We start from the raw sequence: 25292 nt of genomic DNA, 5'->3' as shown, positions 1-25292 counted from the left end.
TGGTTTTGTAAGAGTGCCCTCAAAGTGGAGATCAGGATCGGATCTCCAGCTTTTCCGGCAACGGCACATGGCTGGTAACATAACGGTATTTTCCTGAAGCCTCCGGCGGTAGGTTATCCACCGTATTGACCTCTACCCGTACGTCTCGTCCCATCCTGCTCTGCAGCTGTTTCACGATTTCATCCTTTGCGCTCTCGTGCCAGATGGGGCTTGGAACGACCATAACATCAAGTTGAGTTGTTGATGGTTGAATAATCTTGAATTCGTGAACCCCTTCGATTGCACGTAGCACATAGATGACCGCCAGGGCGTGCATGATCGTTCCATCGGGGCGAACTACGAAATCGGTGGTTCTGCCCATGATCTCCGAGATCACATGTAAGCCACGACCTACGTTGCACAATTCGTCGGTTTGTCGTGCCATATCGCCGGTGCGGTAACGGATAAACGGTTGAGCCTCCGAATATAGGTTTGTGACAACAACTTCTCCAATTTCACCGGGGGCGACGGGCATCCCGTTATCGTCCAAAATCTCGACAATGAGGCTTTCGCTGTTAACCAGCATTTGGCCTTGCGGCGATTCGAGCGCAATCAACCCACCGTCGCGGCATCCATATTCATTCGATACAGGTTTATCGAAGACTTCCTCGATTAACGCTCTCTGTTCAGGAAATAGGGGCTCTCCGGTGGTGCACACAACTTTGAGGCGTGACAACTTCGGGACCCTGTTCCGGCTCTTTGCGTAGGATGCCAAGAGACTCAAACTACTCGCGTAGCCATAGATGCAGGCGGGATTAAATGATTGAATTATTTTGAGATAATCGCTCATCCTGCTCTCCGACATCTCAAAGGCATTCAGAAGCAATTGATTAAAGAGTCGATCCCTTATTTTTTTAACAAGATCTGTTTTATTGAGTTCTACCGGCGCCCCCCATAAAAACACTTCGGGTTCACCAACTTCTATCTTCCACCATCGGCGTGCGCGCATGCGCGAGGCGGCGTCAGCAGCTTGCCGCTTTCTGCCGAAATAAAAGATCAACGGTTGGCCACTTGACCCTCCTGTATTGTAGCGATGCGCGCCTCCCGGAACGTTTTTCCAAACTATGCGATCTCTGTTAACGGACGCGTCCGCCTTGTTCATTGTCGGCAAGCGGCGAAGATCGTCGAAGGTTAGGTCGCGACTGGCGGTTAAGTCGAGGCCCGACGCACGGATTCGTTCCGCATGCCAAGGGCTATGATCATCGGCTATGTGCAACAAGGCCAGCAATTTCTCCATCTGCATCCTTTCGACCGCTTCACGCGAAAGCCACTGTGTTTTTTCCAATTCGGCTAGATAGGTAAACGTGGGGCGGCTTACCATCCGTTCATGAACAGGGTAGACCAACCATTTGACGAGGTTTGGATGCATCGTAGAAGAGTGCTGTATAGGAGTAATTATTAGTGTGGACTGCCGATTGCTTGCGAATCGCGTCCAAATGCCCTAAGTGTATAAACACGTTTGGCCTAAAAGTCTCGTGGCCCACCGGATTGCCACGAGAGGTTATTCCGCGTAGGAGCGATTCTTGTAAACCAGGCCAGAGTGAATGGCAAGCTCTTCTTTTCTCACTAAGCGCATTGACGAATAGTGCCTAATCATAATAGAAACAGAACCTGAGCCGATCGATTCATCGGATAATTGTTAGTGGCGAATTCTTTCCTTACAGATTTGAATGCGACTCAAGAATTTGTGTCTAGCCGGTATCGGAATTTTCAGTACAAGCTTAGGCTTTAGCGCCAGAATTCATGCCGACGAACTGCCCGATATAATAGAAAAGATTAAACCGGCCATCGTCGGGATCGGAACTTATCAAAGAACGCGAACCCCGCCGGCGATCTTCCGGGGGACTGGTTTCGCGATTAGCGACGGCTTGCACATCTTGACGAACGCACATGTTCTTCCGGAAGCGATTGACAGATCAAAATTCGAAATGTTGGCTGTTTTCACTCGCGACGGCGAAAAGCAAAACGTGCGACAGGCTATTGAAATTGCAACGGATGAGTCTCATGACATTGCTGTGCTAAGAATCGGCGGGTCGCCTTTGCCATTTATGCGATTAGGAGACTCGAGTAAGGTTCGGGAGGGAGAGTCATACGCCTTTACGGGATACCCGATCGGCATGGTTCTGGGACTTAATCCGGTTACACATCGAGGAATCGTTTCTGCCATAAGTCCCATCGCGATCCCGGCACATACGTCGCAGCGGCTGAACCCCAAAATCATCCGTCGACTTTCCGAGCCCTACGATGTTTTTCAGCTCGATGCGACGGCTTACCCGGGAAACAGCGGGAGTCCGCTGTACGATGTCAAAAGCGGTAGCGTTGTTGGGATAATTAACAAGGTCTTTGTCCAGGAGACGAAAGAGAATCTTCTTGAGCGGCCGAGTGGAATTAGCTATGCAATCCCGATTCGCTACGCCGTGAGCTTATTGAACGAGAATGGCATAAAACGGTAGAGACTCTAAGGTCGTGGGGCGCGTTCAAGGGAGATTTTCGCGGCATTTTCCGGTCCTAGAGAATGACAAATGACGATAATTCAATTGGGAGAAAATCCTTTTGCATAGACACATGACTACAGATCAATTGTTGCAGGTTGTATTGCTGGCTTTAGATGATGGCAAGGGTAAGGACATTAAAGTAATAGACGTTCGGAAAAAAACCGGCATTGCAGATTTTATGGTAATCGCTAGCGGTACTTCGGAACGGCACGTGAAATCACTGGCTGAGCACGTGATTGACGAGGCGAAAAATAACGAGGTCCAGCCGCTCGGCGTCGAAGGGCAGGGTGGTGGCGAGTGGGTCTTGGTGGACCTGGGGGATGTGATCGTCCATGTGATGAAGCCTCAAACGCGAGAGTTTTATCAGCTCGAGAAATTCTGGCAGGCTGATTATTCGCCGCTTTATGCAGTGGCCAGTGCGGCGCATTGAACGACTTCGATGTGGTCGTTTCGCCTGTTGAGAGATGTCATGAAGTAAGCAGATGACGAGGGGGAAATCAGTGGGATTACCGGTTTACCTCGTTCTGGGCTCGATTTTCAGACCCGTTTTGATACGGTTCGGGTGCATTGCCGTTTGTGCATTGTGCGGCGAAAGGGGACAGTGACCGTTTGAGATCACTAGGACGACGTTTTTTCGAAGATGTCGATCGCAAGCTTTCGAAGCGTTGAGAAAGAGGATCTAATCAAGCGCCATCACCTCTACCCGAGCCGTTCCTTTTATGCCAAGTGCTTTGGCGGCGGCATGGGACAGATCGATTAGTCTACTCGTGATGAATGGTCCACGATCATTGACGACCACCTCCACTGATCGTTTGTTTGTTAGATTGGTCACTCGCACCCGTGAAGGCAAGGGAAGTGTGCGATGCGCGGCGGTTAGTGCGTTGGGGTTGAAGCGTGATCCCATAGCTGTCCGATGCCCAGATTCCCATCCATACCAGGATGCCACTCCTTTGGCTTTATAGCCTCTGGCGCTTTTCAACGGGTAATACGTTTTTCCTTTTACCCGATACGGTTGGTTATAGCTCTGTTTTCGGGGGTGTCGCTCGGTGGTCGCAATATTTTTCTCGGATTTGAAAGGCCGATAATCCGATTGTGTGGCGCACCCCGGCAAAAGCATGGCTCCCAGCAAAAACCATCCGATCTTTGATGCCGTCATTCCAATTTGTCTCATTGTTATAGTTCTAATTTTCAAGTCCACGTCTCTATATGCTATAGAAGTTCTCGATATCGCATGGCTACCGGCATAGGCTGATTACTGCGTAGCCGGTCTGACATCGTAGGCATTGACACTCATCGGCGCCGCCAGCCTAATAGAATTTAGTCTTCAGCTTGCCGCATGGCAAACGCATACTCGGTTACCGGCTTTCCGCCGATGAGATGTTCTTGAATGATTCGCTCGAGAACTTCTGGCGTACAGGAGTGGTACCAAACGCCCTCCGGATAGACAACTGCAATCGGCCCATGACGGCACACCCGCAGACAATTGGCCTTGGTACGCTGGATTCCGGCCGAGCCGGTCAGCTTTAACTCATCCAGTCGGCGCTTTAAATATTCCCAGGATTCAAGCCCCTCTTCTTTGCGGCAACACTTTGGCTTGGTCTGATCACAGCAGAGAAATATGTGTCGCTTGGTTGCGGAGATCGCTAGGACTTGAGCGATAGTACGCAAGTTTTTATCGATGTCGCTTTCAGTCATTCGTTTTTTGGCTTAAAGAGATCGCGAAAAAAAGCCGCCGCGGCTATTGATTTATATCACGCATCCAGTCCGTGTTGCGGATACCTTGCCTGTGTGCGCGTTTTTCCGAGTGTAATTGTCAACAAAATTTACGGCCTTATAGCTTTGTTTTAATTCACAATTTTGTCAAAAACCACTGATTCATTTGACGTTAAGAGCCTGTTGGCTTCAATTTTCATTCTGAGTGTGTCAAGAATTTTTACATATTAAGAGCAGTGCGTAACGCCAGAAGCGTGGGATGAAAATTTAAATGGCCTGCGAACCGGCAAAATATGAAGGGTCAGGCTTTGTTAATTTTGTTAATGGCCAAAAGATTCATCAATCGTTTGGCTTCCGCTGCCAATTCGGATTCTTGCTTTATGCGCTCCCGTAAGCGACTGACCGCCGTGCTCAAGGTCGATATATCGCGGTTGAGGAAGTTGCCGACCTCAGTCAAGGTGGCAGCGCCGAGTTCCAATGCTAAGTACGCGATCAGCGCACGAGCCGCGGCGCCCGCTCGGCCACGGTCTGCACCGCTGATTTGATCCAAATCCATCTTGCGAGCCGCACAGACTACGCTAATGATCGATTCAAGTTTAATTTGTGCTCGTGATGCCTTATCGGACTGCCTTAGCGCATTCTCGGCGAAATATTCATCCCCGAGTATGCGCCCCTCCACCGTGCCTCTATGGAAATCTTCCCGATGACCCTCGTCCAATCCTCCCGCGATGAAACGTGCGTAACGCTCCCGTGCTGTCGCCACATCTTGAGCCAACTGGGAATAGATCCACTCTGTCGTAAGCCAGCTAACGCGATCTAGGTCGAGGTAAGCTCGATGTCCGCTCCAATGATACTCGGCAGGATCGTGGACTAAATTTGCCCGGACTGGATTGAGATGGATATAGCGAACAAGTTCGAGCAGATAAGCATCGGCATCGATCAGGATCGCCTTGAATCGGCCCTGGAACAGATGGCCGATCCGGTTTTCGCGCTTGTTGATCCACCGCGTATAACGAAAAGCCAGGTGTTGCATGGTTTTTGAAAGCGACACATCGCCAATTTGAACCGCCAAGTGGACATGGTTCGGCATCCAGCAGTAGGCGTGAATACGGTGACCGAAACGGGAGACGCCCTCGCCAACCAATTCCTCGAAAACGTCTCTGTCCTCATCGTGAAAAAAGATAGGCTGTCCGGCATTGCCGCGGAGCATGACGTGATAGACAGCGCCGGGGATGTGGATGCGGGGTTTTCTGGCCATGAAGCTAAGCCTTATCGAAAACTACGGTAACAATAGCATGCAAACCAAATAATAAAAGCCTGACCCCAGCTCTGACATCAGATCCCCGCATATATACTCGTTGGTCTCTTTGGGGTGGCACACTTGATGCAGTCGACGTTTTGTGGAGAGATACTACAACGAGAAATGACTATGAAAATTCTAAAAATTTTATTTGGCGGGCTCCTTCTTATAGGGGGAGTTGATGCTAGTGCTACGCCGGCGTTTACCTTGAATTACGACAGTCAATACGGCAGCACTGAAAATACCGGATCGAAAGCGAGCGTGGGCTTTACGTTCACCGACATTGCTCCGCCTCCTGGTGAGTTCAATTTGTTATTGGATATAGCGAATCTTACCCCCACAAACATAGGTTCGACACTTATGGGATTCGGCTTCGACCTGCCAACGGGTGTGAGTGTTGTAGCGGGAACTTATGAAGATCTATCGGGCTATTTCCCTAATCTGTTATTCAATGTGACCTTAAATCCGTATAACCAAGTCGATATCGCTATCGCGTTGAACAGTAATTTCTCGGGTGGAAATCCGAATGGCGGGCTTACCGAAGGCTTAACTGCGCAAGTCTCGCTTGATTTCATCACAGATCCTATTTTGGATGGAGCTGGCATCACTAGCGCATTTATCAACACTTTGGATGACTGCTATGCGAGCACAAGCTGCTACGCACGTTTTCAGGAGGTTGGTTCAAATGGACAAGGTTCTGACAAAGTGCTCGGTGACATATCGGTTCCAACTACGCCTCCTCCTCCACCGCCCGATATAACCGTTCCAGAGCCGAGCATCTTATCACTCTTGGGAGCCGGTCTGCTTGGTCTAGGCTTTAGGAATTGGAGAAGAAAAAAGGCATAGCTCTGAAAAGATCACAAAGACTTCTGATCAGGCAAACTAAAAAGCCGTCCCATTGGGACGGCTTTTTCTTTGAGGTTTGCTGAAGAATATCCGTTTTTTTGGCAGAAACCTTTTCTGTCAACCCCTAGGCAATCCTGCAATTCCTTTTCATTTGTAAATCTGAATCGACGTTTGATTGGTGTTACCCGCCGCATCGGTGCCAGTCAGCGTGATCGTGTGCGTGCCCTTCGCGATGCTGCGGGTGTTCCAGTTATAGGAGATCGAGCCGCCGCTGGTTGAAGCTCGCACGGCGCCGTCGATGGCCAGCTTCAGCCCCTGCAATTTGACGTTATCGCTGCCAGTGCCGGTAATTTTTGTCGAGTTACCGACCTTCACGCCATTGGAGGGGCTGGTGATTTTAACCGTGGGCGGAGTTGTGTCGACGCTGTTAGCCGAGGTGGTCGCCGAGGCGGTATTGGAGAAGGCGGAGTTGCCGACGCTGTTGTAGGCGTAGACACGGTAAGAATAAGTGGTGCTGGCGCTGAGGCCAGTATTGGTGAAACTCGTGACGTTGCTGCCGAGCGAAGCGACTTCGCTCCAATTGACGCCATCCAGCGAGCGCTGCACCTTGAATCCGGTTTCGTCGCTAGACTTATCCGTCCACGTCAAGGCGATACTGCTGGATGATTGAGTAGTCGCCGCCAAACTTGTGGGGGCAGTCGGAACCGTGGGCGTCGTGGTGGTCGTGGTCGAGGACCGGAAACTGGCGACGGTGGCGCTGGTGCCATTCATGGAACGGGCGGTGTCCTGGTAGTTCGCCACCCCGGTCGGCTGGCCATTGTAATAAACGTTAGGATTAGAAAAGTGCGAGATTCGTGGCGAACTGCAACTGTAGGACATGACATCGTGGAACACGCCGCAGATCCGGTAACCATAAGAGTAGGGGTACACGCCGGCGTAGGCGGAATTGTCCGGGTCGTGCATGTTGCCCTGATTGTGGCCCAATTCATGCGCCAGGGTATCGTTGCCGAGGCAGTTGTATTTGGAATCGTCATGCACGACGGCGAACGCATACGGAGCGAACCAGGAACCCAGGCTATTCATCACGTAGGCGATGCCGCAGTAGTTGCTTTCAGCGGTTATAAGCGCCACCTGATCGGCGCCGTACTGGTTGCGTAAGGAGTGTACCTCATCCATTTTGCCATCGCTGGTGCCGGTGACATCCGACAAGCTGGTCGACATGTTGCCCGTCTCGGTATAGCTGACTTCGGCCATTTTTACCAAGTTCAACTGCATGTCCACCTGACTGTTCAGGTAGGCCTGATTGGCCTTGGTAACGGCGTTAATAATCTTGGCTTCTATGCCCGAGACGCCGCCAGCATTCACGCGGGCCTGAGGCGTGTAGACCACCAGCAGATCGATGACTTGGCCGGTGCTGGCGGCTGCGGTGGACGGGCTAGTCGAGGATGTCGTTGTACCGGCCAATTCACCGGCGGCATTAATATCCGGCGCGAGGGGTTCCGAATGCGGAGCGGTCTTGTTGGGATCGATCTGGCGGACGGCATGCGTTTTATTGCCGGCGTAGGCGATCTCGAACATTCTGCCGTCGTCCATCACGACGGTTCCGAACATCGCCTGCCCCCGAACGGCGAGGATCACCTCGCTGCTGCCTTCTTGCCCTTCGATATGACCGACCCAGGACAAACGGCCGTCGATGTCTTCGATACGATCGCGGATGGCGGTAACCGTGGTGTCGTTGAGCAGTTCGAGGGTGAGCGTATCGGCCTTCACCGCGTTGAAGTCGATGGCTACGCCCCGGCTGCGGCCCTTGATGGCTTTGATCTGCGCCTTGGCCTGCGTGGGCAGGGTCAGATTCGTGTCGCTGAATAAGCGCTGCGGCGGCGCCGCATGGACGACACCCACAGTAGACGTTAAGGCTGCAAATACGCCAGCCAGTCCGAGGATATTTTTGCGGCGCGCAGCGGTGAACTTAGAATGCTGAGTCTTGTTGCTCACGTTGTGGTCCCCTAAGAGTCGAGTTGACGGCGATGGTCTCTGGGAACCCGCGGGGATGAGACAAACCAAAGCAACCTTTGGCTTGAGCTGGCAATCCCGCTGTCATAGGAGCCTGGCTCCCGTAGACCGGTAACTTTGCGCCACCACCTTTCGATGGTTTTGCCTTTTTCAGATCAAGCGGCATTAGGTCAGCGGCTCGATTTTTCTGTAGAAATAAGATTGGTCTAAATCTAGGGAATTTGTGTGATTGAGTCGGCAAAAAAGTGTTGTAGATTGTTTCATGTAGGCATTGATTGTTGTTTTTTATCAGTGGCCGTAATCGTTCGCCGGGTGGCTCCTCACCTTCGGATAAACGATGCATTGCTGCCCGTACCCCCCCTTGGGCACAGGTTAAGCGAATCGCAGCTTCTTTTGAGTTTGTAGCGTTGCTATGACACCGGAGTGGCTGACACGTCAAACGTTATCCGGTGCCATGGCGGTTTAGCACGCCGTATGCCAATCCGATGTTCGTTGATGATCGGCCTGGCGAATCCTTGAATCTCTTGTATGCAGAGCAGGACTTGAGTCAGAAAATGACCGGTTCCATGGAGTGGCCGGGCAAAACATGTCTCCATTCGGCAACAGCCATGTGGCATGTGTCACTGTCCATTTCCAGGAAAAACGAGAAAAACGCGTTATCCAGCGGCGATTTGTCCGATTATTCCGGCTGGCGACACTAGGAAGATCGTCTTGGAATGGCTAAGAGCGGAGCGGTTTGCAGTCCTGACTCGATTCACCCGAACTGTCATACGGGCACCCTTTGATGGATACGTATGATAGTTCGGGCTTAGAGCGTTTTTATCTCGCTCGTCCGACAAAACAGGCTTGGCCGAAGTCGTTGGCGCCTTCGGCTAGGGTGAATGGATTCAAGCATTCGTAGGTCGGCAATCCCTTCCCAATCGCAAACGGTCGCTTTAGCCGCGACCCTTCCGACGAAGACGCTCGGCCGGGACATGGTGTCGGGAAGGGGGGCTTCGGCGCTCCAATCGCAAACGGTCATCCCAGGAGCGCTGGGATGACCCTTCCAATCGCAAACGGCCTGGCCGGGAGCGCCGGCCACGCCCTTCCCGAAGACGCCGTTTGCGATTGGAAGGGTCGCGACTAAAGCGACCGTTTGCGATTGGAAGGGATTCCCGACCTACTCGCGAGTGCCCGTACAGTAGGTATGAAAATGCCCTAAGTACATTCCGTAAATATTTGCGGAATCTCGACAGATTGGCGGGGTTGTCCTGCAGGTTGCCTATGCCGCAAGACTTCCCTGAATGTACTTAGATAACGAATTTTTGCCTCAGTGGCAGATTCCAGCCGGTGCTACTCGATCAAGATCAGATAAAGCGTAAGGCTACGATATTCGACATTCGATCAAATGCGGCGACCAAAGCGATATCGCCGACGCTCATTATCGGCGTCGTTGTCGGTCCTTCCCGTAACGCCATTGACAACCGACGCTGTTGCCGTTGTCACGACTTCACTGGGGCTGGACTCGGCTATGCCGTTATAGGCCGATACGCGATACGAGTACTCGCTGTTCGGGTTGAGTCCTGTGTCTGAGAAACTGGTGATGTCGGAGCCGAGTAACGCTACCTCTTCCCAGTTGACTCCATCGCGGGAGCGCTCCACTTTGAATCCCTCCTCGTTATCCGAGTTATCCATCCAGCGAAGATTGATTCCATCGTCGGATTGAGAGAAAGCTGCCAGCCTGCTTGGAGTCGCCGGAGCGGAAGCGGCCACTTTACTGGCACGCCACGCGGCAACCGTGGCTCGGGCTTTCTCCATCGACCAGGCGGTCGCCGCGGCCTTTGAGGGATTTATGTTCGGATCGATTCCTGTGGGTTTGCCGTTGTAGTAAACGCTAGGATTGGCGAAATTCGAAATGCGCGTTGCCCCGGTGCAGGCGTAAGACATAACCGTCCGGAAACCGCCGCTTTGGCACAGACGATGCCCATAAGAGTAGGAATAAATGCCGGCATAGCTGGAGTTGGCGCGGTCATGCGCGTTGCCCTGGTTATGGCCCAGTTCGTGCGCCAGAGTTTGCGCGGCGAGACAGTACGCTCTTGAGTCGTCATGCACGACAGCGAACGCATAAGGTGCAAAGGAGCTACTCAGCCGCGTCATTTGATAGGCGATACCGCAGTAATTTGCGTCGGCGGAAACCAGGGTCACTTGATCAGCACCGTATTGATTGCGCCAGGAATGTACGACGTCCATCTTGCCGTCCGTTGTGCCGCGAAGATCATTAAGCGTGCGGGCCATATCGCCGCTTTCCGTGTAGTTGACCTCAGCCATGCGCACCAGGTTGAGCTTCATATGAACTTTGCTGTTGATATAGGCTTGATTGGCGGCCTCGACGGCTTTCACGATCTTGGCTTGAATGCCCGAGGTGCCGCCGGCATTGGCGCGTGCCTTCGGCGTATAGACGACCATCAGGTCCACGATCGTATCGGTGATCGTGGCTGCGGCTATCGGCGGCTCATTGGCGGCCGTCTCGGCTTCCGAACTGGCCGGCGCGTTGGCTAGATCTGGGTCCATTTCAACATCGGGAATCGGGTGCTTGTGAGGCAGAATCTTTCTCGGGTCCACCTGCCGGACGGTATGAGTATCATCATCGTTGGCAAGGATCTCGTAGATTTCACCATTCCCCCGCTTGATGGTTCCGGACATGGCTTTTCCGATCACAGCCAGAATGACTTCGCTGTCGGGTTCGCCCTGCAGATGACCAACCCAGGCGGAATGCCCCTGAACATTGTCGACGATACGGTCTTTCTCGGCGACCAGAAGCGTGTCATTGAAAATATTCAGATTTATGGCATCTGCTTTGAGTCTGTCGAAATTAGGCCGGACCGAACGATGTCTGCCTTTTTTGGCTTGAGGAGGCAGATAGGTGTCCGGTATGGCGTTCCAAACGTCCTGAAATAAGTCTTCAGGCAATTTTCGTTCGGCGACGGCCGTATGGCTTACCCCCGAGAAGGCCAGAGACAGGTATAACGGACTCAAGACCAAGTGCTTCTTCATTTTTTTTAGCTCCTCTTAGTAATGGAAAGGAGATGCGAGCGGTTTCTCGAAATCTCCTCCTCTAATTCTCAGGAAGTCAGTCCCGGTGTCCCTTTTCAGGGCGTCACGAATCAGGCCGCGTCGGGAAGCCTGCTGCTACAGAGCGGTCTTTTGTGGAATGAAATCGACCGGAATCCTGAGGCAGGGAGTTATTCCGCTAGGTTTTGCCGTTTAAGGTTCGATTGACAATCCCGCCTGCGCGGGATGACTGCCGTCGAACCTTGGCTTCGCGTTGCTACCTTTCGCTGCTCTCAGGTCGAACCGCTTTTGGCGGAATGATCGGCGGGGGCATCGAGGTTTCGGTTGAAATCAGTGGCGAATAGAAGATTCGATTCTTTTTCTTCATGACTACACGGCTTACGGTAGTGGTTATGGTCACGTAGCCTGACGATCGCCAGAGCCCCCAATAGCGCACGGCATTGGCTTGTTATCCGTGGTGCCTCGATTGTGTTTATCGTCCCTAACGATTTTCTTGTGTAACCCTTGTTCGGCACGCTTCGGCTTCAGGCATTATTTGGGCCATATTCATAAGCATTTAATAAGTAAACAAATGCGAGACATTGGCCGATATTTTCGGGCTTCGTATGTCGCTCTTAAGAAACGGGCAAAATCGTTCAACCGCTTCCAAGAAGTCAGTAAAGAATGGTCTGTGGAGGTTCACCGAGGGAGGTCTATGAGGCTAGTCGCTATTGCGCGACACTGTTGTAAGAAAGCGAAAATATCGCTGTGCCAAACTAGAAATTTCTAGAGTCGCGCTACTGCGTCGAACATGGCATGGAATCGCGCTTGATTACGGTGAAAAATCTGGGATTCGAAAGTACCGTATCGAGCTAAGTGACAAGGTATTGAAATGGGCCGCAACTAGCCCCTATAGTGATTGGATCAATTTTTTGCGGGGGATACTTGTGAGGAAATTCGCTTTTCGCGTCCTGATGTGGCTGATGATCGCAATGCTCGTCGGGTGCAATACCGTATCGGGCTTCGGCAAGGACGTCCAAAAGCTCGGCAGGAAAATGGAAGAGGCTGCCGACCGGCGTAACCGATAGCTCGTCCAAACTCCCAAAACTGGCCGGCCCGACAAGAACATAATCCCTTTCAAAGTCGTGTTCTGCTGCCGTTAGTCGTGGCGAGCGCGGTATAATTTGCATTTTTCGCTGCAATTTTCGATGTCTGAATTTCTTTCGGAATTAAGCCGCCGCCGCACTTTCGCCATCATCTCTCACCCGGACGCCGGTAAAACCACATTGACCGAAAAGCTCCTCCTGTTCGGAGGCGCGATCCAGTTGGCCGGTTCGGTCAAAGGACGCAAGGCGGCTCGTCACGCCACCTCGGATTGGATGGAGATGGAAAAGCAGAGAGGAATCTCGGTTACGACCTCGGTCATGCAGTTCGAGCACAAGGATAAGATTTTCAATCTGTTGGATACTCCCGGACACGAGGATTTTTCCGAGGATACTTATAGGACGCTCACGGCGGTGGACTCCGCCCTGATGGTGATCGATAGCGCCAAGGGTGTCGAGGAAAGGACCATTAAGCTCATGGAGGTCTGCCGGTTGCGGGATACTCCGATCCTCACCTTCATTAACAAGCTCGACCGCGAAGGGCGGGAGCCCATCGAATTGTTGGACGAGATCGAACGCATTTTAAAGATTCAATGCGCGCCCATGACTTGGCCCATCGGCATGGGCAAGCGCTTTAAAGGCGTGTATCAGTTGTATGACGACGCAATTCAGTTGTTCAGCCCGTCTCACGGTGATCGCATCGTCGAAGGGGAGGTCATCCAGGGATTGGATAACCCTCGGTTGGAAGAGATACTCGGAGATCAGGCAGACGAGTTGCGGATGGAGATCGAGCTGGTGCGCGGCGCCAGTCACGAGTTTGACATCCAGTCCTACTTGGCCGGAAAGCAAACTCCGGTATTTTTCGGCTCGGCGATCAATAATTTCGGCGTTCTGGAGCTATTGAACGCGTTTGCAGACTATGCGCCACCGCCTCAAGCGCGGCAAGCCCGCGAGCGCGTCGTGGGGCCCGAGGAAGAAAAGTTCACCGGCTTCGTCTTCAAGATTCAGGCGAATATGGACCCGGCGCACCGCGACCGCATCGCTTTTATGCGAATCTGCTCGGGCAAGTACGTGAAGGGCATGCGAATGCACCACGTCCGCATCGGCAAAACGGTCCAGATCGCCAATGCCATCACGTTCCAGGCCGATACCCGAACCAATGTCGAAGAGGCGTATCCGGGCGACATCATCGGCTTGCATAACCATGGCACGATCCAGGTGGGCGATACGTTCAGCCAGGGGGAGACGCTCAAATACGAAGGGGTGCCTTATTTCGCGCCGGAGTTGTTCCGCCGGGTGGTGCTGAAAGATCCGCTCCGCGCGAAGGCCCTGCAAAAGGGCTTGCAGCAATTGACCGAGGAGGGCGCGACCCAGCTCTTTCGGCCGCTTAAGAATAACGATCTTATTCTGGGCGCCGTGGGTGTCCTACAGTTCGATGTGACGGCCTTCCGGTTGAAATCGGAGTACAACGTCGAATGCGTTTACGACAACGTACCGGTCACCACGGCACGCTGGGTCGGGTGTGATGATCCGAAGAAGCTGGAGGAATTCAAGCGCAAGGTTTTCGACAATCTGGCCGAAGACGGCAGCGGTTATTTGGTTTATTTGGCCAGCAGCCGAGTCAATCTGCAGCTTACCCAGGAGCGCTGGCCGGATATTCGCTTCAGCGCAACCCGTGAACTGTAAGGTGCTGCGTAACCTTAACCGATGGTGCTTTCGGCGCTGTCGGTGTTTCCCAAATTGTCCGCCCAGGTGACACGAATCTTGTCGCCCGTTTTTCCGCCACGGAATCTCACTGAGATGTAGGGATCTCTGGATACGGCTGTGCTTAGCTCACAGCTTGCGACCAAGCGTTGATTGTGCTCTATTCTGACTTCTCGAATGAAGTGAGCCGGAATGGTTCTTTCCGTCAGCTCATCCCAGCGGCGTCCGGTTTCCATCGGATGGGTGATAAGCATGCGGACGGTGGTTAGGTCTTCTTCCTGCTTGGTGCGTATCTTGATGCTGGACATTTTAGTGACTCAGGTCGAACGGGGCCAAAGTTAAGGTAATCATTAGATCGCTTGGATTCAAGCAGGGATACGAAATGACGCAATCCAGACGCAACTTCGTTCGAATGCTAGTAGCGGCATTAGCATTACCTTGGGAAGTCGTTTTTGGGGCGGCGAAATCCAGAGCACCTCAACGGATGGAGAACGGTTTCAGCCGACTGCTTTCGGATATGTTGGCGGGAGCGTCGTGGGCTGAAACCGACCGAATTGCCTTCGAAGTGCCGGAACTGGCCGAGAACGGCGCGATCGTGCCGATTTCAGTCGATAGCCGGCTGCCGAACACCTCGCGCATGCTCATTTTCGTAGAGAAAAATCCCACGCCGCTGGCGGCTCAGATTCGCTTCGAGCCCGGAACCGACGGATTTGCTTCCTTGCGCGTAAAGATGAACGAAACAAGCGCCATATTGGTCATCGCCGAGTCCGAGGGGAAATTTTTCGGAACGCAAAAGACGGTAAGGGTCATGGTTGGCGGCTGCGGTTAATCTGCCGATGTCTTATGCCTGAACGAAATGCCTCAGGATGGATGTTAAATCGGCCATTCCCGCCACTAAGTTTGCTTCGATTTCCATCATTGTAATTTCGGCTGCCGTTTTTCCCGCCGCCCAATTGGCAATCACGGCGCAGCAGGCGTAATCGATGCCGAGTTCGCGTGCCAGGGCGGCCTCCGGCATACCGGTCATTCCGACGAGATCGCAGCCGTCGCGTTCCATGCGGTTGATTTCCGCCGCGGTTTCCAGCCGCGGCCCCTGGGTACAGCCGTATACGCCGTCATCGATGATACTGACGCCCGCCACTTGAGCTGCGGTCAATATCTTTTCCCGCAACCATGGACTGTAGGGGTGAGTGAAATCGACGTGGGTTACCAGTTCGAGATCAGTCTCGAAAAGCGTGTGTGGCCGTCCGTACGTGTAATCGATGATTTGGTTTGGAACGGCGATTTTTCCCGGCACCATATCGGCGCGGATTCCTCCTACCGCGGCTATCGCCAGAATGCTGGCCGCACCGGCTTCTTTCAGCGCCCAGATGTTTGCGCGGTAATTGATCTTGTGTGGCGGAATGATGTGCGGGTTGCCATGGCGCGCCAGAAACACCAGTTCTTGCTGATGAAAATGGCCAAAAACCAGTTCTGAAGAAGGATCTCCATACGGCGTGGCGATTCGCTCACGCCGGACAATCGTGAGATCAGGGAGCCGTGTGAGACCGGTTCCCCCGATGATGGCCATTAAAGTCATGACAGCTCCCTTTATCAATAAACGTGCTTGCAGGCGAAGATGCCCGGCCAATTGCGAAGATAGCTTTTATAATCCATGCCGAATCCGAACAAATAGCGATCTTCGGCTTCCAATCCGATGAAATCGGCTCGGCAAGGTTTCTCCTTATTCAATTTCTTGTCTACGACAACAGCCGTGTACACGGCTTCGGCGCCTTCTTCGAGGCAGTATTTCCGAATCTCAGCCAGGGTGATGCCCTCATCCAGGATGTCGTCGATGATCAGTACTGTCCGATCACGGAGGGGGATGCTAGGCTTCAAGAGCCAGCGAATTTCGCTGCCGCGGGTTTCTCCCTGGTAGCGGCCGGCCTTGATGGAGTCGATTTCCAAGGGGAAGCGCAGACGCAGGGCAATCTCTGCGGTGGGAATGATGCCGCCGTTGAGAACCGAGAGCAACAAAGGGGTCTTATCGCCGATGAGTGTAGTGATCTCGGCCGCCATGCGGTCGAGGGCCGAGTTGACCTCGTTTTCCGAAAAAAGGCAGTCGGCTTCGGCTATTACTCGTTCGATTTCTTCCGATTTGTTCATGCGAGTCCCGGTTGTTCGTTGATAGATGCGATCAGTTCTGTGGCGCGCTGCCAGTCAGTGCTCGCCAATAAGGCATTACGATCCATGGAAAAACGTCCCCGCATGCGCTGGAGGCGGGGCTCGCGTTCTGTGCTGGAATGATTCGTCAAGGATTCGAGGACTTCGCCCGCGGCGTCGGGCATGTTGCAGACCAGTACCATGTCGCAGCCCGCTTCGAGCGCTAGCCTGGCGCGGTCAACATGATTTCCGGCAAATGCTGCGCCGGCCATGGATAAGTCGTCGCTGAACACGGTTCCGTCGAATCCGAGCCGGCGGCGAAGAACTTCTTGAATCCAAAAAGATGAAAAACCGGCCGGCCGCTCATCGATTTCCGCGTAAATCACGTGGGCCGGCATGATTCCCTCCAATCCGAATTCGATGAGGGCGCGGAATGGCAGTAAATCGCGGTTTTCGATTTCGTCCATGCTGCGGTGGTCGATCGGCAGTGCCAGATGGGAGTCTTCCGCCACGCCGCCATGACCGGGAAAGTGCTTGCCCACGGATGGCATTCCGGCTCGTCTCATACCTCTCGCAAAAGCCCGGGCGAGTTGTGCGGTTTCGAAAGGATCGCGGGAAAACGCGCGATTGCCGATGATGTCGCTGACGCCCGAGTCGACATCCAAAACGGGCGCGAAACTGAAATCGATATCGACGGCCCGAAGTTCCGCCGCCATAAGCCAACCGGCCGTTTCGGCCGCTGTTTCGGAGTGGTCCGGTTGCCCATTTGCTATCTCGTGATAACGGGCGGCGGGCGGCAATCGTGTAAATCCTTCGCGGAAGCGTTGTACGCGACCACCCTCGTGATCCACTGCGATCAGAATTTCGGGGCGTAACGCGCGAATCTCCCCCACGAGATTCATGAGTTGCCTCGGCGACTCGTAGTTCCGACTGAACAAAATGAGCCCGCCTGCGGCGGGGTGGGTCAATTTGTCCTTTTCATCGGGGCTTACGGTTAGGCCCTGTAGATCGAGCATCACAGGCCCTAGCGGCTTAGATGGTTTCATGGGCGTCCGCCGGAAATACTGAAGGTCCACGATTTTAAACTATAATCGAGCGAACGCGACGAGACGCTAACCGAAAGCCACTGGAGAACCTCGTGGGAAGATCGAAAATTCTGGCTTTGTTTCTTCTTTTATTTAGTCCGTTAGGTTATGGCATGAGCGGCGAAGGAGACGGTGGAGTCGAATATTTGCCTTTAGAATCGGTGCTGGTAAATCTTGAGGGCAAACGCCATTATCTTAGAGCCGACATTCAACTGTTGATCGATAGCAAGGAGCATGCGGAAAAAATCAAAATGCACATGCCGCCTATTCGTCATGCGTTGATTATGCTCTTTTCGAATCGCAATCCCGAGCAGCTTTCTGCTGTGGACGAGCGGGAGAAGCTTCGTCAAGCGGCGTTACAGGATGTCACCAAAACGCTGGAAAAATATGGCGCAGGCGAAGGACTAAAGGATCTCTTTTTTACCGATTTTCTTATCCAGTAGTGGAGTTCTTCTATGCCTTATCTGACGATACAGACTAATCGGGAAGTTTCTCCCGACCAGCGCGAGCCGCTGCTGACGGCGGCTTCGCGCCTGTTGGCCAAAGAGCTCGGAAAACCAGAGTCCTACGTCATGGTGAGTTTGAACAGCGATGTTCCTATGCTGTTCGGCGGCACCGGCGAGCCGGCAGCCTATGCGGAACTCAAGAGCATCGGATTGCCCGCCGGCCAGATCAAATCGCTATCCCGTTCAATTTGCAGTTTGCTGGAACAACGGCTCGATATTCCTCCAGCGCGGGTCTACATCGAATTTACCGATATCAAAGGCAGTCAATGGGGCTGGAACGGCGGGACGTTCTAAACCTTTGGGCCGTTGCCGCTAATGTCCGGCGGCTTCATTGCGGCGTTGGATTTCCTCCATGGCCTTGAGTTGCTCCGGTGTGGCCTCTTTTTGATACTTGGCCTTCCATTCGGCATACGGCATGCCGTAAATGATTTCTTGCGCCGCCGGATAATCGATGTCGATACCGCGCTCCTTCGCCTCGGCGCTATACCATTTGGCCAGGCAGTTACGGCAAAAGCCCGCCAAAATCATCAGATCGATGTTTTGCACGTCGGAACGATCGCGCAGATGTTGCAGCAGCCGTCGGAAAGCTGCTGCTTCCAGTTCGATTCGGGTTTGTTCGTTCATAGCTCTGAGTGCTTGGATGTGTTTGAAGATTGGACCGAGGAACCTCGGAATAGCTTCCGTCCGGAGTGCCCCTGGTAACTTGGGGAACGCTTCTCGCTTCCGGAATGGTGCTTGGCCATGCATACGCTTTCGATGTGTTAAGCTTCGGTTTGCCGGTTTGCAAAGTATTGTCGGATATAATGTTCTGTGAAATAGTATTTATTATAAGGGAATGAATAGGTAAAGCCGCAGGCGCCGTCCGACTATGGATATTCAAAAAGCCGCCTCTATTTCTGCTTACGCGCTCGCTGAAATCAAACGGCAGCGGGAACTTATAGCCGTCCAAGGAGTCACTTCGGCTGACCCAAGGATAATGGCTGGCGTAGAAAATGCCAGTATTAATATGGGAGACAATAGCGCAGGCGGCGTCGCGTCTTCAGATGAATTGAAAGCCGTCCTGGATCGCCTCAACCAGCCAACTCAACTCAGGAAGGAAGCTGAGGAACAACGAACTGCCCAATACCAAACGATACTGAGCGCGAGAACGAAGCACGCGCTAAATGCCTATCGCGCACAATTCGATTTGCCGCAATATGAGGCAAAAAGCGCTCTCAGCCAGATGTTGGGTGTGGACGTCTACGCCTGACTCCTAATCTCTTTTTTACCTATGCCCGAACTATGAAATTGCTGTTCGATTTTTTCCCGATTTTTCTCTTTTTTATCGTTTTTAAGATTTCCGATATTTACGCTGCAACTCTCGCCGCTATCGTAGCGACTGCGGTACAAGTGGCGGTCACGTGGTTAAAGACGCGCAAAGTCGAGCCTATGCATTTGGTCTCGCTGGCAATCATCGTTATCTTCGGTGGTGCAACCTTATTCTTGAAAGATGAACTTTTCATCAAGTGGAAACCGACTGTACTCAATTGGCTGTTCGGCATGGCCTTTCTCGGTAGTCAACTATTCGGCAAGCGAACACTGATCGAGCGCATGCTAGGTAATCAAATTGAACTGCCGGATTTGGTTTGGCGCCGATTGAATCTGAGTTGGGCCACGTTCTTCGTCGCGCTCGGTGGTGTCAATCTTTTTGTTATTTACAATTTCAGTACAGAGACTTGGGTCAACTTCAAGCTCTTCGGCCTTTTGGGGCTAACGTTCGTGTTTGTCATTGCCCAGTCCATCTATCTATCTCGTTTTTTGCCCGAACCCAATCCGGAGGAGTAGTTTTTTGCTCTACGCCATTATTTGTGAGGATGCTGAGGGAAGTCTGCCAAATCGTCTCGAAGCGCGTCCTGCGCATCTCGATCGGTTGAAAGCGCTGCAAGCCGAGGGGCGGTTGATTTTGGCAGGTCCCCATCCGGCTGTCGATTGCGAAGATCCGGGCGAAGCCGGGTTCACCGGCAGCTTGATCGTTGCCGAATTCTCCAGTCTGGCAGCTGCTCAAGCATGGGCAGATGAGGACCCTTATCGTCTGGCGGGCGTGTATGCTCGGGTGACGATCAAACCGTTCAAGAAGGTGCTTCCATAATGATAAGTCGAGTCGAAAAAATCAGGAGCCGACTGGAAGAGGTGCTCTCGCCGGTACATTTGGAAGTTACCGACGATAGTATGGCGCACGCCGGCCATGCTGGTGCCATGGAAACCGGCGGTGGGCATTTTTACGCCACTATCGTGTCTGAGATGTTTGAAGGAAAGAGTTCGGTTCAGCGGCACCAGTTGGTCTATCGCGCGCTGGGCGACTTGATGCAGAAAGAGATACACGCTTTCAGTATGAAGGCTTTTACTCCACTTGAATTTCAACAAAAAGGAAATGCGTAAATGAAGACATATTCACTTGTCGCCGCTATCGCCAGCGTATTGGTTATCGCGGGATGCAATAACGTTGGCACTGATGGCCAAAAGGGTGCGACAAGCACGGCTGAGGCCCCAACGGCTGAAAACTCAGTCGCCGTAGTCAACGGCAGACCGATCAGTAGAGCCGCAGTCGATATCTTATCGGCGGAACTGGCTCAGCGCCGCGGGGACAACGGGATATCGGAAGAAAAAATCATCGATGAACTGATTAAACGAGAACTATTGCGCCAAGAGGCCGAGGCCCAGCAGTTGACCAATGATCCGAAATACGCCGCGCGCGTGGAAAATGCCGATCGAATGGTTTTGTCGCAAATTGCCGCGGAACATTTCATCAACAGCGCTGCGATTTCCGACGAAGATTTGAAGAAAGAATATGACCAGCGCGTTGGTTCGATGAAGTTGACGGAGTACAAAGCCAGGCACATTCTGGTGGATACCGAGCAGGCGGCGAAGGATGTCATTAAGCGACTACAAAAAGGGGAAAAGTTCGCAGATATCGCGAAGAAAGTTTCCAAGGATCCTGGCTCCAAGGGAAGTGGTGGCGACTTGGGCTGGTTTAACCCGCAGCAGATGGTGCCGCCTTTCGCAAACGCGGTAGTTGCTTTAAAGAATGGCGAATTGACCCAAACGCCCGTTCAAACTCAGTTCGGTTGGCACGTGATCCTGCGTGAAGATTCGCGCGACCAGCCGCCACCGCCTTTTGATGCCGTCAAAGACCAGCTGCGATCCATGATGCAGACACAACGGCTGCAACAACACATTGGAGAGCTGAAAAACAAGGCGAAGATAGAGCAGTTCGAGAAGCCGAAACCGGCTGAGAAACCTGCGATCGATTCGCCGCAGCAGCCCGGTGCTGGCACGGCGCCGGAAAAACCGTCGGAAAGTCCTGCTGCGGATCCTTCGCAACAGCAGCCGGAAAGTGGCCCGCAGGAAGACCCCTCTGAATCGCAAGAGCCGGCCGAATAAACTCGCGCTATCTGTTAGAGCCGGAGGTGTTTTCCGGCTCTAACCCACATTTCTTCCCTTCGTCGCGACGGCGTGTAGCGCAGTGCAAAAACGGTACGCTACCGCGCACGGAAGGCGGCGATTAAACGTCCGTTCGCGATTGAAAGATCGGCTCCGACGTTCCCGAAGGTACCGTTTGCGATTGGAGAAGTATGGGAAATGCTGGCTAGAAGCCGGCAACGCACTGTTGCGATGTTTCTTGAAAGCTCGGTTCGACAAAGCCGTTGCTGACTACGCAATTTCGACCATTGTTTTTGGCTCGATACAAAGCTATATCAGCTGCTTCGATAAGGCGGGCCTCGGTGGCATCGATCCCGCTGACCCTGGTTGGGTCCAAAGTGGCTACGCCGATAGACAAACTTATCTTCAGCGCCTCGCCATCCTTATCGTAGAACTCGCGATCGGCAATGCGTTGGCGGATTCGTTCTGCTACATCGGTGGCAGCCCGGTTGCCCGTTCCTGTCGAAAGAAGCGCAACGAACTCCTCGCCGCCATAGCGCGCTAACACGTCGTTGTTGCGCAGCATGGAGCGGATGGTCTGTGCCACGTCGACCAGCACCCGATCACCGCTTTGATGCCCATAAGTATCATTGATCGTCTTGAAGTGATCGATATCCAGAAATAAACATGACAGACATTCGCCGCTGCGTAGTGCCCGGTCGATTTCTTCACTGACGCGTTGTTCGAAATATCGCCGGTTGTTGACGCCGGTGAGCGTGTCGATAAGGCTGGTTCGTCGCAGCAGTTCGAAGTTCAAGGTATTTTCCAGGCATACGCTGAGCACGCAGGCCAGCCGATCCAGAAAATCCGTTGCCATCTGCTCGGAAAAGCGCATGGTGTCGGTACTGGCGAGATTTAAACTCCCCATGAGTTTGCCTCGACGATAGAGAGGCAAGAGTGCAACGCTGGACGAAGTATCCGGAAGGCGTGGGAAGAATGCGGCACATTTTTCGGGTTTGTAGCACCCTAGGTAAGGTCTTAAGGTCTTGCGGAACGTACGGTCCAGGATTTCGCCGCTGGGCAGCAATATAAGATTTGGCTGCTTGTCGACGTTTAGACCATCCTCTCTGAGGAAGCGCTCGAGTTCGCCTTTTTCGTCGACCAATACGAAGCTAACGGCGTCAAGCTCGAATAGAACGCGAGTGTCTTCCAACACCTGATCGACCAGTTCACGCAGAGAGTTCAGCGTGAGCAAGGTCATTTCCAGCGTTTGGAAGCGATGCAATTTAATCTGGTTCTGCCGAATGCGATCGACGAGGTTACCCAGGTGGCTTTGTAGGACGCATAATTCGGTGTAAAGCTCGTCCAAACTTAGGATCCTTAGTCGGTGCGATGACGCTTATTTTCAGCATAAAAGCCTAGCATAAGTTTTGGATCGCCATTTTTGATTCGAGCAGGTATCAAAAGTATCAAAATAAGCTGGTTTGCACAGGCGCATCACTAGGACGCTTGAATAACTCCGGGTTTAAATGGATTTCGGTGGCGTTAAGCCCGTTTTTCTTGAGAGCCACCAGGAACCGATTCCGGATGAGTTCGGCGTAAATCCCTGACCCGGAGTGGCGAAGGCCAAAACTAGATTCATACGGTTTACCGCCATGGATATCGCGCAGTCGCGCCAGAACGTGCTTGGCTTTTAGCGGGACATGGGTTTCCAGCCATTCGCGGAATAATTCTTTCAGTTCGAGAGGAAGGCGCAGCACGATGTAATCGGCGCTGATGGCGCCATGTGCGGCTGCCTGAGCAAGGATGGCTTCGAGCTCCGCGTCCGTCAGAATCGGAACCACCGGGGCCACCAGTGCGGTCACTGGCACGCCAGCGTCCGCTAGAATGCGAATTGTTTGGAGTCGGCGTTGCGGGCTCGTAGCCCGCGGTTCCATGATTCGGGCCAACCCCTTGTCAAGCGTGGTAATCGAAATCTGAACTTGGGCCAGATGCTCGCGCGCCATTGCCGAGAGAATGTCGAGATCGCGTTCGATGAGTGCCGATTTGGTCGTGATATTAACCGGATGGCGGCATTCGTAGAGTACCTCGAGAACTTCCCGAGTAATGCGCCATTCCCGCTCGATAGGTTGGTAAGGATCGGTGTTGGCGCCTAAAGCGATTGGAGATGGACGATGGGATTTTTTCGCTAGCTCCTTGCGCAGCAGACTCGCCGCATCGGATTTGACGAACAGCCGGGTTTCGAAGTCCAGTCCCGGCGACAGTCCCAAGTAAGCATGACTAGGCCGCGCATAGCAGTAAATGCAACCATGCTCGCAGCCCCGGTAGGCATTGATCGACTGATCGAAAGGGATGTCGGGCGACCGGTTATGGGTGATAATGCTCCGAGCGCTATCGTGTGTTACGGTGGTTGCTGCCGGGGGCACATCCTCTGCCCACCAGTCGTCGTCGATTTTTTCTCGGACGGTCTCGGAATAGCGGGATTCCCGATTGCTTACGGCCCCTCGGCCTTTTGTCGGCGAATTCGGAACCCGGATTTTTTGGCATTCATTGTCGCTCATACTCGCCTCCAATAGTACCATTCTCACTGGCACCGAATATTTCCAGATTGGTCTCGCCATGACTACGACTAACCGACCCAGTTGTAGCGACAATGATGAGCACGACGCACTTCATGTCGATGATGCCTTAGAGCGCATACTGAATGCCGTTTCCTCGGTCAGGGGTTACGAACAAGTCAGCATCCTCGAGGGCGTAACGAGAGTTTTGCATGACCCTGTGGTCTCGCCTTTAGATGTTCCATCCCATACCAATGCGGCTGTCGACGGCTACGCCATACGAGGAACGGATTTGCCGGGCGCTGGAAGCATCGTGAAAATGGAGGTGGTAGGCGTGGCTCTGGCGGGAACGCCGTTTGTCGGCGCCGTGCTTCCAGGACAATCGGTACGCATCATGACCGGTGCGCCCATGCCGGCCGGTGCGGATACCGTGCTGATGCAGGAGCATGTCGATGTCGACGGGGATCGGATCTGCATAACCGGTGGGCGGCATCGCATGGCGGATAATGTCCGCATGGCTGGTGAGGACGTCAAGCGGGGCGAAACGGTTCTGAACGGAGGACGCTATCTGACCCCACCGGATATCGGGCTGATCGCCTCGTTAGGCATAAGTGAAATCAAGGTCAAGCGGCGACCTCGGGTAGCGCTCTTATCGACCGGAAACGAAGTGCATCAGCTAGGAAGATCCTTAGAGGCCGGCGGCATATACGACAGCAATCGCTATACGCTCCACTCGGCACTAAGACGGTTAAGTGTCAAGGTGATGGACCAGGGCATCGTGCCCGATGATCCCGAGCTACTAAGCGAAGCTTTGATAAGGGCTGCATCCGCTGCGGATGTGATCATTTCCTCGGGTGGCGTATCGGTAGGTGAAGCCGATTTCGTCAAGGAGGTTCTGTCTTCGATAGGCAATATCGGTTTTTGGAAGGTTGCCATGAAGCCGGGACGCCCCGTGGCTTTTGGTAGTATCGGCGCGTCGACATTCATCGGGTTGCCGGGTAACCCGGTCGCCGTGATGGTAAACTTTTACCAATTTGTCCTTCCATTACTGGAAAAGAAAATGGGAATTCTGGAGCGGCCGGTTATTCCCACACTGAAAGCCAAGTGTCTCGAGCGGCTTGCTAAAAAGCCGGGCCGCACGGAGTACCAGCGGGGCATTCTCGAAAGAACCGAAACCGGTGACTGGGAAGTGCGTACGAGCGGCAAACAGGGTTCCGGCATTCTTCGCTCCATGAGCCTGGCAAACGCCATGATTATTCTGGCGCACGATCGCGCTTCTGTGGAGCCCGGTGAAATGGTCGATGTTTTACCGTTTGCCTGCTTGATGTAGGTTGCGAGAGTTTCTCAATGTTTCGGGCC

The 25292-nt window shown here is 53.1% G+C and carries 27 protein-coding genes and 1 riboswitch; of the genes, 14 read left to right on the top strand and 13 right to left on the bottom strand.

Going from position 1 to position 25292, the window contains the following annotated elements:
* Nucleotides 1–31: 31 nt before the first annotated feature.
* Nucleotides 32–1408, bottom strand: coding sequence for a phenylacetate--CoA ligase family protein (locus ACWJJK_RS17145; protein ID WP_086133593.1), 1377 nt, complete (start codon nucleotides 1406–1408; stop codon nucleotides 32–34).
* 301 nt (nucleotides 1409–1709) lie between these two features.
* On the opposite strand from ACWJJK_RS17145, the gene ACWJJK_RS17140 reads away from it, so the two are divergent.
* Both ACWJJK_RS17140 and rsfS read left to right on the top strand, forming a co-directional pair.
* Complete coding sequence (locus ACWJJK_RS17140; RefSeq protein ID WP_156879504.1) at nucleotides 1710–2492, top strand: S1 family peptidase; 783 nt, start codon at nucleotides 1710–1712, stop codon at nucleotides 2490–2492.
* A gap of 112 nt (nucleotides 2493–2604) precedes the next feature.
* Complete coding sequence (gene rsfS / locus ACWJJK_RS17135; RefSeq protein ID WP_077727969.1) at nucleotides 2605–2964, top strand: ribosome silencing factor; 360 nt, start codon at nucleotides 2605–2607, stop codon at nucleotides 2962–2964.
* Nucleotides 2965–3213: 249 nt separating this feature from the next.
* Here the strand turns inward: rsfS and ACWJJK_RS17130 are convergent, their stop codons facing one another.
* The 3 genes from ACWJJK_RS17130 to ACWJJK_RS17120 all read right to left on the bottom strand — a co-directional run bounded on the left by ACWJJK_RS17130 (nucleotide 3214) and on the right by ACWJJK_RS17120 (nucleotide 5505).
* On the bottom strand, nucleotides 3214–3726 hold the full coding sequence (locus ACWJJK_RS17130) for a septal ring lytic transglycosylase RlpA family protein (RefSeq protein ID WP_454128312.1): 513 nt from the start codon (nucleotides 3724–3726) through the stop codon (nucleotides 3214–3216).
* Between the two features lie 125 nt (nucleotides 3727–3851).
* Nucleotides 3852–4229: a (2Fe-2S) ferredoxin domain-containing protein gene (locus ACWJJK_RS17125; protein WP_077727971.1), complete on the bottom strand. Its 378-nt coding sequence runs from the start codon at nucleotides 4227–4229 to the stop codon at nucleotides 3852–3854.
* Nucleotides 4230–4548: 319 nt separating this feature from the next.
* Complete coding sequence (locus ACWJJK_RS17120; protein WP_077727972.1) at nucleotides 4549–5505, bottom strand: transposase; 957 nt, start codon at nucleotides 5503–5505, stop codon at nucleotides 4549–4551.
* Between the two features lie 171 nt (nucleotides 5506–5676).
* On the opposite strand from ACWJJK_RS17120, the gene ACWJJK_RS17115 reads away from it, so the two are divergent.
* A complete protein-coding gene (locus tag ACWJJK_RS17115; protein WP_168175311.1) occupies nucleotides 5677–6393 on the top strand; it encodes a cistern family PEP-CTERM protein in 717 nt (238 codons plus the stop codon).
* Between the two features lie 147 nt (nucleotides 6394–6540).
* Here the strand turns inward: ACWJJK_RS17115 and ACWJJK_RS17110 are convergent, their stop codons facing one another.
* Together ACWJJK_RS17110 and ACWJJK_RS17105 are read right to left on the bottom strand one after the other, a co-directional pair.
* Entirely contained in the window at nucleotides 6541–8388 is a 1848-nt protein-coding gene (locus ACWJJK_RS17110) for a reprolysin-like metallopeptidase (protein WP_156879506.1), read from the bottom strand.
* Between the two features lie 86 nt (nucleotides 8389–8474).
* Nucleotides 8475–8562: riboswitch (cyclic di-GMP riboswitch) on the bottom strand.
* 1227 nt (nucleotides 8563–9789) lie between these two features.
* Nucleotides 9790–11439, bottom strand: a complete 1650-nt coding sequence (locus ACWJJK_RS17105) for a M12 family metallo-peptidase (RefSeq protein WP_454128311.1) — start codon at nucleotides 11437–11439, stop codon at nucleotides 9790–9792.
* Between the two features lie 971 nt (nucleotides 11440–12410).
* On the opposite strand from ACWJJK_RS17105, the gene ACWJJK_RS17100 reads away from it, so the two are divergent.
* The gene (locus ACWJJK_RS17100) at nucleotides 12411–12524 is read left to right on the top strand and encodes an entericidin A/B family lipoprotein (RefSeq protein WP_077727977.1); all 114 of its coding nucleotides are present in this window, start codon (nucleotides 12411–12413) and stop codon (nucleotides 12522–12524) included.
* Nucleotides 12525–12644: 120 nt separating this feature from the next.
* Nucleotides 12645–14225 (top strand): peptide chain release factor 3, encoded by a 1581-nt coding sequence (locus tag ACWJJK_RS17095; protein ID WP_077728120.1) that lies wholly within the window; start codon nucleotides 12645–12647, stop codon nucleotides 14223–14225.
* Between the two features lie 14 nt (nucleotides 14226–14239).
* Here ACWJJK_RS17095 and soxZ read toward each other — a convergent pair whose 3' ends face one another.
* Nucleotides 14240–14551 (bottom strand): thiosulfate oxidation carrier complex protein SoxZ, encoded by a 312-nt coding sequence (gene soxZ / locus ACWJJK_RS17090; protein ID WP_156879509.1) that lies wholly within the window; start codon nucleotides 14549–14551, stop codon nucleotides 14240–14242.
* A 74-nt stretch (nucleotides 14552–14625) separates the two neighbouring features.
* Between soxZ and ACWJJK_RS17085 the strand changes: the two genes are divergently transcribed.
* Nucleotides 14626–15072 (top strand): thiosulfate oxidation carrier protein SoxY, encoded by a 447-nt coding sequence (locus tag ACWJJK_RS17085; protein WP_156879510.1) that lies wholly within the window; start codon nucleotides 14626–14628, stop codon nucleotides 15070–15072.
* Between the two features lie 12 nt (nucleotides 15073–15084).
* Here ACWJJK_RS17085 and ACWJJK_RS17080 read toward each other — a convergent pair whose 3' ends face one another.
* The 3 genes from ACWJJK_RS17080 to nagZ are packed head-to-tail and all read right to left on the bottom strand — an operon-like array spanning nucleotide 15085 to nucleotide 17431.
* A complete protein-coding gene (locus tag ACWJJK_RS17080; protein ID WP_156879511.1) occupies nucleotides 15085–15822 on the bottom strand; it encodes an S-methyl-5'-thioinosine phosphorylase in 738 nt (245 codons plus the stop codon).
* 14 nt (nucleotides 15823–15836) lie between these two features.
* Entirely contained in the window at nucleotides 15837–16388 is a 552-nt protein-coding gene (locus tag ACWJJK_RS17075; protein WP_133716941.1) for a hypoxanthine-guanine phosphoribosyltransferase, read from the bottom strand.
* The gene (gene nagZ, locus ACWJJK_RS17070; protein WP_434132262.1) at nucleotides 16385–17431 is read right to left on the bottom strand and encodes a beta-N-acetylhexosaminidase; all 1047 of its coding nucleotides are present in this window, start codon (nucleotides 17429–17431) and stop codon (nucleotides 16385–16387) included. The genes ACWJJK_RS17075 and nagZ overlap by 4 nt, the downstream gene beginning before the upstream one ends.
* Nucleotides 17432–17523: 92 nt before the next feature.
* On the opposite strand from nagZ, the gene ACWJJK_RS17065 reads away from it, so the two are divergent.
* Both ACWJJK_RS17065 and ACWJJK_RS17060 read left to right on the top strand, forming a co-directional pair.
* Nucleotides 17524–17913, top strand: coding sequence for a flagellar basal body-associated FliL family protein (locus ACWJJK_RS17065; RefSeq protein WP_086133586.1), 390 nt, complete (start codon nucleotides 17524–17526; stop codon nucleotides 17911–17913).
* Between the two features lie 12 nt (nucleotides 17914–17925).
* Nucleotides 17926–18270 (top strand): phenylpyruvate tautomerase MIF-related protein, encoded by a 345-nt coding sequence (locus ACWJJK_RS17060; RefSeq protein WP_086133585.1) that lies wholly within the window; start codon nucleotides 17926–17928, stop codon nucleotides 18268–18270.
* 18 nt (nucleotides 18271–18288) lie between these two features.
* Here the strand turns inward: ACWJJK_RS17060 and ACWJJK_RS17055 are convergent, their stop codons facing one another.
* Nucleotides 18289–18600: a DUF1244 domain-containing protein gene (locus tag ACWJJK_RS17055; protein ID WP_077727984.1), complete on the bottom strand. Its 312-nt coding sequence runs from the start codon at nucleotides 18598–18600 to the stop codon at nucleotides 18289–18291.
* Nucleotides 18601–18844: 244 nt separating this feature from the next.
* Here ACWJJK_RS17055 and ACWJJK_RS17050 point away from each other — a divergent pair, with 244 nt between their 5' ends.
* From ACWJJK_RS17050 to ACWJJK_RS17030, 5 genes are read left to right on the top strand one after another with little or no spacing between them, the layout of a single operon-like run.
* Complete coding sequence (locus ACWJJK_RS17050; RefSeq protein WP_086133584.1) at nucleotides 18845–19225, top strand: hypothetical protein; 381 nt, start codon at nucleotides 18845–18847, stop codon at nucleotides 19223–19225.
* Between the two features lie 32 nt (nucleotides 19226–19257).
* Nucleotides 19258–19800, top strand: coding sequence for a septation protein A (locus tag ACWJJK_RS17045; protein WP_086133583.1), 543 nt, complete (start codon nucleotides 19258–19260; stop codon nucleotides 19798–19800).
* 4 nt (nucleotides 19801–19804) lie between these two features.
* Nucleotides 19805–20104 carry a YciI family protein gene (locus ACWJJK_RS17040; protein ID WP_077727987.1) on the top strand — a complete coding sequence of 100 codons (300 nt, stop codon included), beginning with the start codon at nucleotides 19805–19807 and terminating at the stop codon, nucleotides 20102–20104.
* Nucleotides 20104–20394 (top strand): BolA family protein, encoded by a 291-nt coding sequence (locus ACWJJK_RS17035; RefSeq protein WP_077727988.1) that lies wholly within the window; start codon nucleotides 20104–20106, stop codon nucleotides 20392–20394. The genes ACWJJK_RS17040 and ACWJJK_RS17035 overlap by 1 nt, the downstream gene beginning before the upstream one ends.
* Nucleotides 20395–21396 carry a peptidylprolyl isomerase gene (locus ACWJJK_RS17030; protein ID WP_156879512.1) on the top strand — a complete coding sequence of 334 codons (1002 nt, stop codon included), beginning with the start codon at nucleotides 20395–20397 and terminating at the stop codon, nucleotides 21394–21396. It begins immediately after the preceding gene.
* A 205-nt stretch (nucleotides 21397–21601) separates the two neighbouring features.
* Here ACWJJK_RS17030 and ACWJJK_RS17025 read toward each other — a convergent pair whose 3' ends face one another.
* Entirely contained in the window at nucleotides 21602–22744 is a 1143-nt protein-coding gene (locus ACWJJK_RS17025; RefSeq protein WP_077727990.1) for a GGDEF domain-containing protein, read from the bottom strand.
* A gap of 100 nt (nucleotides 22745–22844) precedes the next feature.
* Nucleotides 22845–23936: a PA0069 family radical SAM protein gene (locus ACWJJK_RS17020; protein WP_077727991.1), complete on the bottom strand. Its 1092-nt coding sequence runs from the start codon at nucleotides 23934–23936 to the stop codon at nucleotides 22845–22847.
* A 58-nt stretch (nucleotides 23937–23994) separates the two neighbouring features.
* On the opposite strand from ACWJJK_RS17020, the gene moeA reads away from it, so the two are divergent.
* The gene (gene moeA, locus ACWJJK_RS17015) at nucleotides 23995–25263 is read left to right on the top strand and encodes a molybdopterin molybdotransferase MoeA (protein WP_077727992.1); all 1269 of its coding nucleotides are present in this window, start codon (nucleotides 23995–23997) and stop codon (nucleotides 25261–25263) included.
* The last annotated feature ends 29 nt before the right edge of the window (nucleotides 25264–25292 follow it).

The sequence above is a fragment of the Methylocaldum gracile genome (assembly GCF_053646815.1).
Note: the sequence above shows the minus strand (reverse complement) of the source record. Positions and strands in the feature narration are given on the sequence as shown.

Bases quoted from the DNA above. Each gene is read 5' to 3' on its own strand.
- ACWJJK_RS17050 (WP_086133584.1), top strand. From the start codon at position 18,845: ATGGATATTCAAAAAGCCGCCTCTATTTCTGCTTACGCGCTCGCTGAA.
- ACWJJK_RS17105 (WP_454128311.1), bottom strand. From the start codon at position 11,439: ATGAAGAAGCACTTGGTCTTGAGTCCGTTATACCTGTCTCTGGCCTTC.
- ACWJJK_RS17095 (WP_077728120.1), top strand. From the start codon at position 12,645: ATGTCTGAATTTCTTTCGGAATTAAGCCGCCGCCGCACTTTCGCCATC.
- ACWJJK_RS17030 (WP_156879512.1), top strand. From the start codon at position 20,395: ATGAAGACATATTCACTTGTCGCCGCTATCGCCAGCGTATTGGTTATC.
- nagZ (WP_434132262.1), bottom strand. From the start codon at position 17,431: ATGAAACCATCTAAGCCGCTAGGGCCTGTGATGCTCGATCTACAGGGC.
- ACWJJK_RS17115 (WP_168175311.1), top strand. From the start codon at position 5,677: ATGAAAATTCTAAAAATTTTATTTGGCGGGCTCCTTCTTATAGGGGGA.
- ACWJJK_RS17045 (WP_086133583.1), top strand. From the start codon at position 19,258: ATGAAATTGCTGTTCGATTTTTTCCCGATTTTTCTCTTTTTTATCGTT.
- rsfS (WP_077727969.1), top strand. From the start codon at position 2,605: ATGACTACAGATCAATTGTTGCAGGTTGTATTGCTGGCTTTAGATGAT.
- ACWJJK_RS17120 (WP_077727972.1), bottom strand. From the start codon at position 5,505: ATGGCCAGAAAACCCCGCATCCACATCCCCGGCGCTGTCTATCACGTC.
- ACWJJK_RS17020 (WP_077727991.1), bottom strand. From the start codon at position 23,936: ATGAGCGACAATGAATGCCAAAAAATCCGGGTTCCGAATTCGCCGACA.
- ACWJJK_RS17085 (WP_156879510.1), top strand. From the start codon at position 14,626: ATGACGCAATCCAGACGCAACTTCGTTCGAATGCTAGTAGCGGCATTA.
- ACWJJK_RS17100 (WP_077727977.1), top strand. From the start codon at position 12,411: ATGTGGCTGATGATCGCAATGCTCGTCGGGTGCAATACCGTATCGGGC.
- soxZ (WP_156879509.1), bottom strand. From the start codon at position 14,551: ATGTCCAGCATCAAGATACGCACCAAGCAGGAAGAAGACCTAACCACC.
- ACWJJK_RS17060 (WP_086133585.1), top strand. From the start codon at position 17,926: ATGCCTTATCTGACGATACAGACTAATCGGGAAGTTTCTCCCGACCAG.
- ACWJJK_RS17075 (WP_133716941.1), bottom strand. From the start codon at position 16,388: ATGAACAAATCGGAAGAAATCGAACGAGTAATAGCCGAAGCCGACTGC.
- ACWJJK_RS17145 (WP_086133593.1), bottom strand. From the start codon at position 1,408: ATGCATCCAAACCTCGTCAAATGGTTGGTCTACCCTGTTCATGAACGG.
- ACWJJK_RS17140 (WP_156879504.1), top strand. From the start codon at position 1,710: ATGCGACTCAAGAATTTGTGTCTAGCCGGTATCGGAATTTTCAGTACA.
- ACWJJK_RS17035 (WP_077727988.1), top strand. From the start codon at position 20,104: ATGATAAGTCGAGTCGAAAAAATCAGGAGCCGACTGGAAGAGGTGCTC.
- ACWJJK_RS17055 (WP_077727984.1), bottom strand. From the start codon at position 18,600: ATGAACGAACAAACCCGAATCGAACTGGAAGCAGCAGCTTTCCGACGG.
- ACWJJK_RS17125 (WP_077727971.1), bottom strand. From the start codon at position 4,229: ATGACTGAAAGCGACATCGATAAAAACTTGCGTACTATCGCTCAAGTC.
- ACWJJK_RS17080 (WP_156879511.1), bottom strand. From the start codon at position 15,822: ATGACTTTAATGGCCATCATCGGGGGAACCGGTCTCACACGGCTCCCT.
- moeA (WP_077727992.1), top strand. From the start codon at position 23,995: ATGACTACGACTAACCGACCCAGTTGTAGCGACAATGATGAGCACGAC.